We start from the raw sequence: 9,785 nt of genomic DNA, 5'->3' as shown, positions 1-9,785 counted from the left end.
GGCCTGCGGCCTGTACAACGCGCGAACCCGGAGATGGCGGTGCGGGTAGACACCAGTCCGGTCGTGTCCCGCCTGGGGGCGGGCGGGCTGGACATGGGGCTGCGGTTCGGTCCGCGCCGCTAGCCGGGACTGGAGAGCCGCTTCCTGATGCCCGCCGTCTTCACGCCCGTCTCCCCCCCCCCCACGCGCGACCGGCTGGACCTGAAGACGCCCGCCGATCTGAAGCGCGCCCATCTGGTCGGAGAGCCGCAGGAATGGGCGGCCTGGTTCGCCGCCGCCGGGGTGGCGCCCGCCGACGCCGCCCCGCCGCCGCGCCTGACCGCCGACAATCAGGCGATGGAGGTGGCGGCGGCGCTAGGCGATCAGGGCGTGGCCCTGGGTTCGCCCATCCTCTACGGCCGCGAGATCGAACGCGGCCTTCTGGTCCGGCCGTTCGAGGAGACGGTCGCCCTGGCCGAGGGTTATTGGCTCTGCTACCCGCCCGGCCGCCGCCTGACCCCCAAGATCGCTCGCTTCCGCGACTGGGTGCTGGACACGGCGCGGACCGACCCGGCGGTGGTCGAGGGGGCGCGGCTGGCGGGGCGGGAAGTCGGGGAGGCGGGAAGCTAACGGGCTAGCGCGCAACTTCTCCCTCCCCGTCCCGGGGAGGGAGAGGCGGCGTACGCGCAAAGAAAAGGGCGGGATCTTTCGATCCCGCCCCTTCCGCAGTCTCAGCGTGAGGTGACTTGGACTTAGAAGTCCATGCCGCCCATACCGCCCATGCCGCCCATGTCGGGGGCGCCGCCGGCCGAGGCCTTCTTCGGCGCGTCAGCGATGGCGGCTTCCGTGGTGATCATGATGCCGGCGACCGAGGCGGCCGACTTCAGCGCCGAACGGACGACCTTGGCCGGATCGATCACGCCCATCTGGACGAGGTCGCCGTACTCTTCGGTCTGGGCGTTGAAGCCGAACGAGGCGTCGGTCGAGTCCATGACCTTGCCGACCACGATCGAACCTTCGACGCCCGAGTTCTCGGAGATCTGACGGATCGGAGCCTGCAGGGCGCGGCGCACGATGTTGATGCCGGCGTTCTGATCGGCGTTGACGCCCTTCAGATCGATCAGCTTCTTGGAGGCTTGCAGCAGGGCCACGCCGCCGCCCGGGACGATGCCTTCATCGGCAGCGGCGCGGGTCGCGTTCAGGGCGTCGTCGACGCGGTCCTTCTTTTCCTTCACTTCGACTTCGGTCGAGCCGCCGACGCGCAGGACGGCGACGCCGCCGGCCAGCTTGGCCAGGCGCTCTTGCAGCTTTTCCTTGTCGTAGTCCGAGGTGGTGTCCTCGATCTGACGCTTGATCTGGCCGACGCGGGCCTCGATGCCGTCCTTCTCGCCCGAACCTTCGACGATGGTGGTGTCGTCCTTGGTGATGGAGACCTTCTTGGCCTTGCCCAGCATGTCCAGGGTGACGGTTTCCAGCTTGATGCCCAGGTCTTCAGAGATGACCTGGCCGCCCGTCAGGATGGCGATGTCTTCCAGCATGGCCTTGCGGCGATCGCCGAAGCCCGGAGCCTTGACGGCGGCGACGCGCAGGCCGCCGCGCAGCTTGTTGACCACCAGGGTGGCCAGGGCTTCGCCTTCGATGTCCTCGGCGATGATCAGCAGGGGACGGCCCGACTGAACCACGGCTTCCAGCACCGGCAGCATCGGCTGCAGCGAGGTCAACTTCTTCTCGTGGAGCAGGATGAGCGGCTCTTCGAGGGAGACCTCCATCTTGTCCGGGTTGGTGATGAAGTAGGGCGACAGGTAGCCGCGGTCGAACTGCATGCCTTCGACGATGTCGACGGTGGTTTCGGCCGTCTTGGCTTCTTCGACCGTGATGACGCCTTCGTTGCCGACCTTGGCCATGGCCAGGGCGATCAGCTCGCCGATTTCAGCGTCGCCGTTGGCCGAGATGGTGCCGACCTGGGCGATTTCCGAGTTGTTGGAGACCGGCTTGGAGATGGTCTTCACTTCGTCCAGGGCCACGGCGACGGCCTGGTCGATGCCGCGCTTCAGGTCCATCGGGTTCATGCCGGCGGCGACGGCCTTGAGGCCCTCTTGCACGATGGCCTGAGCCAGAACGGTGGCGGTGGTGGTGCCGTCGCCCGCGTTGTCGTTCGCCTTGGAGGCGACTTCGCGGATCATCTGGGCGCCCATGTTCTCGAAGGCGTCTTCCAGCTCGATCTCTTTGGCGACCGAAACGCCGTCCTTGGTCGAGCGCGGGGCGCCGAACGACTTCTGGATCACGACGTTGCGGCCCTTCGGACCCAGGGTCACCTTGACGGCGTCAGCCAGGACGTTGACGCCCTTCAGCATCTTGTCGCGGGCGTCGGTGTTGAACTTTACGATTTTAGCGGCCATGCGGGCTGCTCCTATCTATAAGATTTTAAATCAGAAACCGGAAACCGAGGCGCGTCTTACGACAGCACGCCCAGGACGTCGGATTCCTTCATGATGATCAGGTCTTCGCCGTCGATCTTCACTTCGCTGCCCGACCACTTGCCGAACAGGACGCGGTCGCCGGCCTTCAGTTCCAGGGCGACGAACTTGCCGTCTTCGTCACGGACGCCGGGGCCCACGGCGACGACTTCGCCTTCCTGGGGCTTTTCCTTGGCCGTGTCGGGGATGATGATCCCGCCCTTGGTCTTGGATTCTTCTTCAACGCGCTTGACCAGCACGCGGTCGCCGAGCGGACGAAACGCCATCTGAGTAACTCCCGTTAGGATGTTGGTTCCAGCCCTCGGAGCCCGCGACTTTGGCAGTCGCCCTCCCCGAGTGCTAACGACCGGGGAGTTAGGCAGGGGGGCGGGGGGCGTCAAGGGCGACGGCGCCCGAAATCCGGTCTCAAGATGAAGCGAAAATGAACGTACGCCGCCGGGGTCGTTCAGACAGGCGGCGCTAAAAGGGGGACAACGGATCAACCGGCTTTCGAAAGGAGCCCGCCATGAAGACCCTGTTCAAGATCGGCGCCGGCGCTATCGCCCCTGCTCTGGTTGTGACGATGCTGGCTTCGACCCCGGCTGCGGCCCAGCATTATCGTGACCGCGATCGCGACAACACCGGCCGTGACGCCGTCCTGGGCGCCGTGGTCGGCGGCGTCGCCGGCGCCCTGATCGGTCAAGGCGACGGACGCTATGTCGCGGGCGGCGCTCTGGCGGGCGCGGCCCTGGGCGCGGCCTCGTCCTCGAACAACGACGACTGCGGCTATTACCGCGGCGGCCGCTGCTATCGGAACCAGGGCCACTGGGAGCGCGAGCACGGCATCAACAGCCGCGACGGCTATTACAACGGCCGCTATGAGCGGAACGACGGACGCTATTACCGCGACGGCCGCTATTGGCGGAACCACGGCGAATGGCGCAGCTACCAGAACCGCCGCGACCGCGATCGGGATCGCGACTATCGCTACGACCGTCGCTGGTAGGCGGCGCGTGAGATGAGGAAGGGCTCGGCTGCACGGCCGGGCCTTTTTTCATGGGCTGGCCTTATTCGAAGCCGCTGCCTCGCTCGCTCGTCGGCAGCAGCCGCCCCATGACGGCGACGAAGAAGGCCACGGTCCAGCCCAGCAGGATGGCGCCGTTGATGCCCTCGATCGCGCCCAGCAGCTTCCAGTCCGGATCGATGGAGGCGTCGCCGTAGCCGATGGAGCTGTAGCTGATCGACGAGAAATAGACCGCTTCGCGCAGGTCCGGTACGGCGCCCAGCAGGTAGAAGAGGGCGGCGTAGAGCCAGATCTCGACCCCGTGCAGGATGAACAGTCCCAAAACCACGGTGACGGTATAGGCGGCGCCGCGCGGCGACAAAGGGTTGAGACGCACAGCCTGGCCGCGCCCCGCCCTGGCGTCTCCGGCGGCCAGCACCCGGCCCAGGGTCAACAGGCCGACGGCGTGCAGACCCACGGTCATCAGCACCATGACGGTCGCAGTCAGCAGTTCGACGGTCATGTCCATGGCGCCGCTGTTTTCGATCCCGCCGATCATGACGGGCGAGCGGCGCGCTTGGCCGGGCCGATCAAACCCAGATGGGTGAGGCCGAAGGCCTCCGGCGACTTCAGACCGTAGCCGAGGGCGCGGTCGAAGCCGATGTGCGCCAGCCAGATCAGGCTGAGCGCGGTCGCCAAGGGCGCGGCGGCCAGCAGGCCCGCGCCCGCCAGAAGCAGCGGCCCGATCAGGCTGTGCGCCAGGTTATAGGCCCAGGCTCCCACGCGCGGACCCGCCAGGTAGCCGGCGAAGGACAGGTCGGGGGCCAGGAAGAGAACGGCGAACAGCGCCCAGCCCTGGCCGAAGCGGCCATAGGCCAGGGCGGCGAGGACGAGCAGGGCCAGCCCCTCCAGCCGCTGCCAGGTGGGGGCGACGACGGTCACGCCGTCAGCCGCCTCAGCAGGTCCGCCGTGGAAGGGTCGAGATCCGTCGAGGGCGTGCCCGTGGCGGCGTCCTTCAGCAGGGCCTTGGCCAGAACCTTGCCCAGTTCCACGCCCCATTGGTCAAAGCTGTTGATGTCCCACAGCACGCCCTCGGCGAAGGTCTTGTGTTCATAGAGGGCGATCAGGGCGCCGAGGGTCTGCGGCGTCAGCCGCTCCATCACGATGGCGGTCGACGGCCGATTGCCGGGGAAGGTCTTGTGCGGCGCCAGGCGGTCGGCTTCGTCCTCCGATGCGCCCGATGTGATCAGTTCGGCGCGGGCCTGAACCTCGCTCTTGCCCTGCATCAGGGCCTGGGCCTGGGCCAGGGCGTTGGCCCACAGATAGGTCGAGGGCGTCTCCTCGCAGGTGCGGCCCACGATGATGAACTCGACCGGCACGACCTGCGGCCCTTGATGCAATTGCTGGAAGAAGGCGTGCTGGCCGTTGGCGCCCGGCTCGCCGAAGATGACGGGGCAGGTCTGGCGGCCGACGGGGGACCCGTCGCGGCGCACCTGCTTGCCGTTCGATTCCATCTCGAGCTGTTGCAGGAAGGCCGGCAGGCGACGCAGGTCGTGGGCGTAGGGGGCGACGGTGCGGGCCGGGCGGTGCAGGCCGTCGACGTTGTAGATCTCGGCCAGGGCCAGCATCACCGGCGCATTCCTCTCCAGCGGGGCCTCGAGGAAGTGGCGGTCCAGCGCGGCGGCGCCGTCAAGGAAGCCCTGGAACGCGTCCCAGCCCAGGCCGATGACGCAGGACAGGCTGACCGCCGACCACAGCGAATAGCGCCCGCCGACCCAGTCCCGGAACGCAAAGGTGCGGCCGCAGCCGAACGCCGCCGCCTTTTCCGGTGCGGCGGTGACGCCGATGAAGTGTTTCGCCATTCCCTCGGCGGGCAGGGCGGCGGCCAGCCAGGCCTTGGCGGCCTGGGCGTTCAGCAGGGTTTCCTGAGTGGTGAAGCTCTTGGAGACGACGATCACCAGCGTGGTTTCAGGATCCAGCCCGATCAGGGCCTCGGCCATGTCGCGCGGGTCGATGTTGGCGACGAAGCGCAGGTCGATGGCCGGGTTCAGGGGCCGCAGGGCGTCCCAGATCAGGCGCGGTCCCAGATCGGAACCGCCGATGCCGATATGGAGCACCGTCTTGAAGGGGCGCCCGCTTGCGCCTGTTTCATTCCCGGACCGCAACGCTTCGGCATAGGCCTTCATTTCGGCGCGCACGGCCTCGACCTCGGCCGAGACCGGCTCGCTTAGGGCGTGGAATTCGGCGCCGTCCGGCGCGCGCAGGGCCGGGTGCAGCACGGCGCGGCCTTCGGTCAGATTGACCGCCTCGCCGTTGAACAGGGCCGCGCGACGACCCTCGACGTCGCAGGCGCGGGCCAGCGCCAGCGCCGCTTTCAGGCCCGCTTGGGTCCAGCTCTGTTTGGACAGATCGATGTGCAAGCCGGCCACGTCCAGCGTCAGCCGCGCCAGCCGGTCGGGGTCGGCGGTGAATTGATCCTGGATTCGCGCATCCGCGTCCTGTCGGGCGGCGGCCTCGAGTTCGGCCCAGGCGGCGTGCGGCATCGTGGTCTCCCCATGGCGGTCCCGGCTTTTGGCCCGGCGCTTGCAAGCTCTGGTTTACGGCCCAGGCCGTGAAGAGTTCAATCCAAGACTGGGTCAACAAGGATTTCCTGGTGGAAGTCCGCCGTCTCGGTCCCTTGTGAAAGGCACGCCATGTCCTGCGGAATAGCTCTCGCCGTCGCCCTGATGCTGGCCGACCCCGCGGTCGCTGAAGCCGCCGCCCTGCCGCCGGCGGCGCCCGCCGCTCCGGTCTCGGTGGCCCAGGAGCCTCTGTTCGCTGACCTGGTGGCCCGTTCGGGCGCTCTGAAGACGATCGTCGATGCCTGGGCGGCCTCAGGCGAGGCGGACAAGGCCGGCTTCTTCACCGGCGCGGCCTATGGAGCGTTCAAGACCCAGGCGGCGGACCTGGCCCAGCGCGACATGCAGGGTCATCTGATCCTCAAGGAGCGCGGCACGGACAACGATCTGAAATGCATCCTGCGCGGCATCTCGGAAGACATTCCGGTCAAGGTCGCGGCGCTGGAGAGCGCCTCTGACGCAGCCGCGCGCAAGTTGGCCCTCGACGAGCTGTCCTATCTGCTGAACGACAACGTCGAGGTCATCACCTCGCCGCCTCAACCCGAAGCCTAGCCTCGGCTTGAGGTTTGGTTGCTGGGGCTGGCGCGCTTCGCGCGACTTGAGGCCCGACGGGAGGATGGCCGCAAAGGCCGTCCTCAGCCCTCGACGGTCTCGGGGTATTTGATAGCGCAGCCGTAGGGCGCGGCATAGGCGGTTTGCACCGCGCGCCCGGCCTTGGCGTCGGCCAGGGCGGCGCGAACGAAGTTGTTGGCTCCGTCCAGGTCTTCCACCTTGTTAGTCGGCCGGTCGTCGATGCCGCCGACGAAGATCAGCCGTCCCTCGGGATCGATGATGCGCATGTCCGGCGTGGTCTTAGCGTCATAGCGTTTGCCGACCTCGCCGGTCGGGTCGAGCAGCAGGTGGGTGAAGGCGGCCTGGTGCTTGGCCTTCCAGGCTTGCGCCTCTTCGCCCTCGACGAAGCCCTGGGTTCCCGGCGCCGAGGAGATGATGGTCAGCCAGACCACGCCGTCGGCGGTCGCCTCGCGCTGCAGGGCCTGCATGGCGCCGGTGTAGTGCTTCTTCACGAAGGGACAGCCTTCGTTGGTCCACTCCAGCACCACCGTCTTGCCGCGGAAATCGGCCAGGGAGCGCTGCTGGCCTTCGGCGTCGACCAGGGTGAAGGCCGGGGCGGTTTCGCCAGGGGCGGGCGCCTCGGTCGCTTCGGGCGCGACGGCGGCGGTTTCGGACCGTTCAGGCGATGCGGCGGGCTGCTGCTGGCAGGCGGCGAGCAGCAGCAGAGAGGCGGAGGCGGCGGTCAGCAGGCGGAACATGGCGGTCTCCTCGGGGTGATAGGTCAGCGGGCGGCGGCGTCTTCCAGGGCGTCGATGACGACGCCTTCGGTCAAGAGTTGAGGCAGGATGCGCGGCTCAGGCCGGTCGGGCGCATAGACGAGATAGAGGGGCACGCCCGAGCGGCCGTGGCGTTGCAGCTCGGCGGTGATGGCGTCGTCGCGCCTGGTCCAGTCGCCGACCAGATAGACGGCGTTCGCCTGCTCCAGCGTCTCAGCCGTACGGGCCGAGGACAGGGCCGTGCTTTCGTTCACCTTGCACGTCACGCACCAGTCGGCGGTGAAGTTGACCAGGACCGGACGCCCTTCGGCCAGGGCGGCCTTCACCGCCTGTTCGGACCAGGGCTGGGACGGCAGATGCGTCGAAGCGCCTGCGCTGTCCGGAGCGGCGGGCGCGGCGCGCCCCGCCAGGACGCCGCAAGCCAGCGCCGCGATCAGGGCCAGCAGGGCGGCGATCCCCGCAATCCGACTCTTGCCGGGTGCGGCGACCTGCGCTCGGCCGTAGAGCCATAGCGCCAGGGCCAGCATCAGCCCGGCCCCGAACAGCAGGGCCAGGGCGTCAGAGGTCTGGCGGCCATAGACCCAGGCCAGCCACAGGGCGGCGCCGTACATGGGGAAGGCCAGCAGATTGCGCAGCGTCTCCATCCACGGGCCGGGTTTCGGCAGACGGGCCAGCAGACGCGGATTGAGGCTGATCAGCACATAGGGCAAGGCCAGGCCCAGCCCCAGCATCAGGAAGACCGCCAGGGCCATCGGCCAGGGCATGAACAGGGCGGCGCCGAGCGCAAAGGCCATGAAGGGGGCGGTGCAGGGCGCCGCGACGATCACCGCCAGCACCCCGGTGAAGAAGGCGCCCGCCGCGCCGGGCAGGCGCGACATGGGACCGTGTCCGGCGCCCTGTAGCCCGGCGCCGACGTGGAAGACGCCCGACAGGTTCAGCGCCACCGCCAGCATCAGCAGGGCCAGGGCCGCCACCACGCCCGGCGACTGCAGCTGGAAGCCCCAGCCCAAAACCTGACCGCCCGCGCGAAGGGCCAGCAGCGCCCCCGCCAGCAGCAGGAAGGTCGCCAGCACCCCGGCCAGGAAGGCCAGGCCGTCGCGGCGCGCCTCGGCCGGTTCATGGGCGGCGCGGCTGAGCGAAGCGGCCTTCATCGCCAGGATGGGGAAGACGCAGGGCATCAGATTCAGGATCAGACCGCCCAGCAGGGCGAACAACGCCGCCTTGGCGAAGTCGGACAGGCCGGTGGTCGAGGCGCCTGCCTGCGCTCCCTCGCCGTCGCCGATTGCGCCGTCGCCCGTGACGCCCGCCAGGGCCGCGCCCGGTTCGGCGGTGATCTCCCAGGCGCCCAGATCGGTGGACAGGACGCCGTTGATCGGCCCTTTCAGCCCATTGGTCGTCAGGCCGCGTCCGGCGGTGATCGTTATGGTCAGCCCTTGCGGGCCGCGCTCGCCCGACTGGGCGGCGGCGTGGTCGATCACCCCGCCCTCGAACGGATAGAAATAGGCCCATTTCGGCGCAGTCCCTGCCAGCGGGCCGCCGATCGCCGTCAGGGTCAGCTTGCCGTCGACAAGGGCGGCGCGGGCGTCGATCCCGGCGGGACGGGGAGCGCTGGCGACGACGTCCTGAACCGCCTGGCCGAAGCGGGCGTCCAGCGGCGCGGCGTCCTCGCGCACCGGCAGGTCCAGCGCCAGGTCGAGGTCTTCCGGCACGCACATCTCGTCGCTGCAGACATAGAAGTGGGCGGTGACGCGCAGGGGCAGGCTGCGACCCGGCGGCGTGTGGGCCGGAATCTCGATCGGCACGGGCAGGAAGACCGTATCCGAATAGCCGTAATTCATCAGGCTCTGCAGCCGCTGACGCTCGGGCAGGGGCCACAGGATGTCGCCGGGCGTCAGGTCGCTGGGCAAGGCCCAGGTCAGGGTCGTCGGCCCGCCGGAATCGCCCTGATTGCGCCAATAGGTGTGCCAGCCGGGCTTGATCTTCTGGCGGATGGCGACGACGGCGGTCGAGCCGGGCGTGGCCCAGGCGCCCATGGCGACCAGTTCAGCCTCGATCCGCTCGGTGCGTTGGGGCCCCGGCGCGACGGCGGTCTTGGCGGCGGGCGCGGCCCCGGCGGCCAGGGCGTCGCGCAAGGCGGCCTCGGATGCGGGTGCAGATGGGGACGCCGCCGCCGGAAGGGCGAAGGCGAGCCAGGTCAGCAGAAGAAGCAGGATGCGCAAGGGCGACGCCAGGAACAGGATCAGGGAAAGGCGCGACCTTAGACCCTCAAGCCGCGCCTATCCACGGCCCGCGACGGCGGGCCGCAGTTCAGCCGCCTGGGGGCGTCAGCGCGGGGCGACGACCTCGATCAGCACCTCGGTGCGGCGCCGCAGGGGATCGTTGACGCCGCCGACCACGGCGC

The 9,785-nt window shown here is 68.9% G+C and carries 10 protein-coding genes; 3 read left to right on the top strand and 7 right to left on the bottom strand.

The genetic code is table 11. The features are described 5' to 3' along the window. Positions 1 to 129 precede the first annotated feature (129 nt). Positions 130 to 609 (top strand): LysR substrate-binding domain-containing protein, encoded by a 480-nt coding sequence (locus B2Y21_RS09220; protein WP_292059134.1) that lies wholly within the window; start codon positions 130 to 132, stop codon positions 607 to 609. Between the two features lie 122 nt (positions 610 to 731). On the opposite strand, the gene groL is transcribed toward B2Y21_RS09220, so the two are convergent. Together groL and groES are read right to left on the bottom strand one after the other, a co-directional pair. Next, positions 732 to 2,378 (bottom strand): chaperonin GroEL, encoded by a 1,647-nt coding sequence (gene groL, locus B2Y21_RS09215; protein WP_292059132.1) that lies wholly within the window; start codon positions 2,376 to 2,378, stop codon positions 732 to 734. Positions 2,379 to 2,434: 56 nt separating this feature from the next. Next, the gene (gene groES / locus B2Y21_RS09210; RefSeq protein WP_003166488.1) at positions 2,435 to 2,722 is read right to left on the bottom strand and encodes a co-chaperone GroES; all 288 of its coding nucleotides are present in this window, start codon (positions 2,720 to 2,722) and stop codon (positions 2,435 to 2,437) included. 239 nt (positions 2,723 to 2,961) lie between these two features. Between groES and B2Y21_RS09205 the strand changes: the two genes are divergently transcribed. After that, positions 2,962 to 3,441, top strand: a complete 480-nt coding sequence (locus B2Y21_RS09205; RefSeq protein ID WP_003166487.1) for a hypothetical protein — start codon at positions 2,962 to 2,964, stop codon at positions 3,439 to 3,441. A gap of 61 nt (positions 3,442 to 3,502) precedes the next feature. Here B2Y21_RS09205 and B2Y21_RS09200 read toward each other — a convergent pair whose 3' ends face one another. The 3 genes from B2Y21_RS09200 to pgi are packed head-to-tail and all read right to left on the bottom strand — an operon-like array spanning position 3,503 to position 5,981. Further along, entirely contained in the window at positions 3,503 to 3,967 is a 465-nt protein-coding gene (locus B2Y21_RS09200) for an ion channel (RefSeq protein ID WP_292059129.1), read from the bottom strand. Between the two features lie 26 nt (positions 3,968 to 3,993). Further along, positions 3,994 to 4,380: a DUF4260 domain-containing protein gene (locus B2Y21_RS09195; RefSeq protein WP_292059125.1), complete on the bottom strand. Its 387-nt coding sequence runs from the start codon at positions 4,378 to 4,380 to the stop codon at positions 3,994 to 3,996. Next, entirely contained in the window at positions 4,377 to 5,981 is a 1,605-nt protein-coding gene (gene pgi, locus B2Y21_RS09190; protein WP_292059123.1) for a glucose-6-phosphate isomerase, read from the bottom strand. Before pgi ends, B2Y21_RS09195 begins: the two co-directional genes overlap by 4 nt. Before the next feature lie 150 nt (positions 5,982 to 6,131). Between pgi and B2Y21_RS09185 the strand changes: the two genes are divergently transcribed. Then, positions 6,132 to 6,608, top strand: a complete 477-nt coding sequence (locus tag B2Y21_RS09185) for a hypothetical protein (RefSeq protein WP_292059122.1) — start codon at positions 6,132 to 6,134, stop codon at positions 6,606 to 6,608. A gap of 83 nt (positions 6,609 to 6,691) precedes the next feature. On the opposite strand, the gene B2Y21_RS09180 is transcribed toward B2Y21_RS09185, so the two are convergent. Continuing rightward, on the bottom strand, positions 6,692 to 7,366 hold the full coding sequence (locus tag B2Y21_RS09180; RefSeq protein WP_292059120.1) for a thioredoxin family protein: 675 nt from the start codon (positions 7,364 to 7,366) through the stop codon (positions 6,692 to 6,694). 23 nt (positions 7,367 to 7,389) lie between these two features. Then, entirely contained in the window at positions 7,390 to 9,603 is a 2,214-nt protein-coding gene (locus B2Y21_RS09175; RefSeq protein WP_292059118.1) for a protein-disulfide reductase DsbD family protein, read from the bottom strand. Positions 9,604 to 9,785: the final 182 nt, after the last annotated feature.

The sequence above is a fragment of the Brevundimonas sp. UBA5936 genome (assembly GCA_002430835.1).
Taxonomy (GTDB): Bacteria; Pseudomonadota; Alphaproteobacteria; order Caulobacterales; family Caulobacteraceae; genus Brevundimonas.
This window is presented reverse-complemented; position numbering and strand designations above follow the sequence as displayed.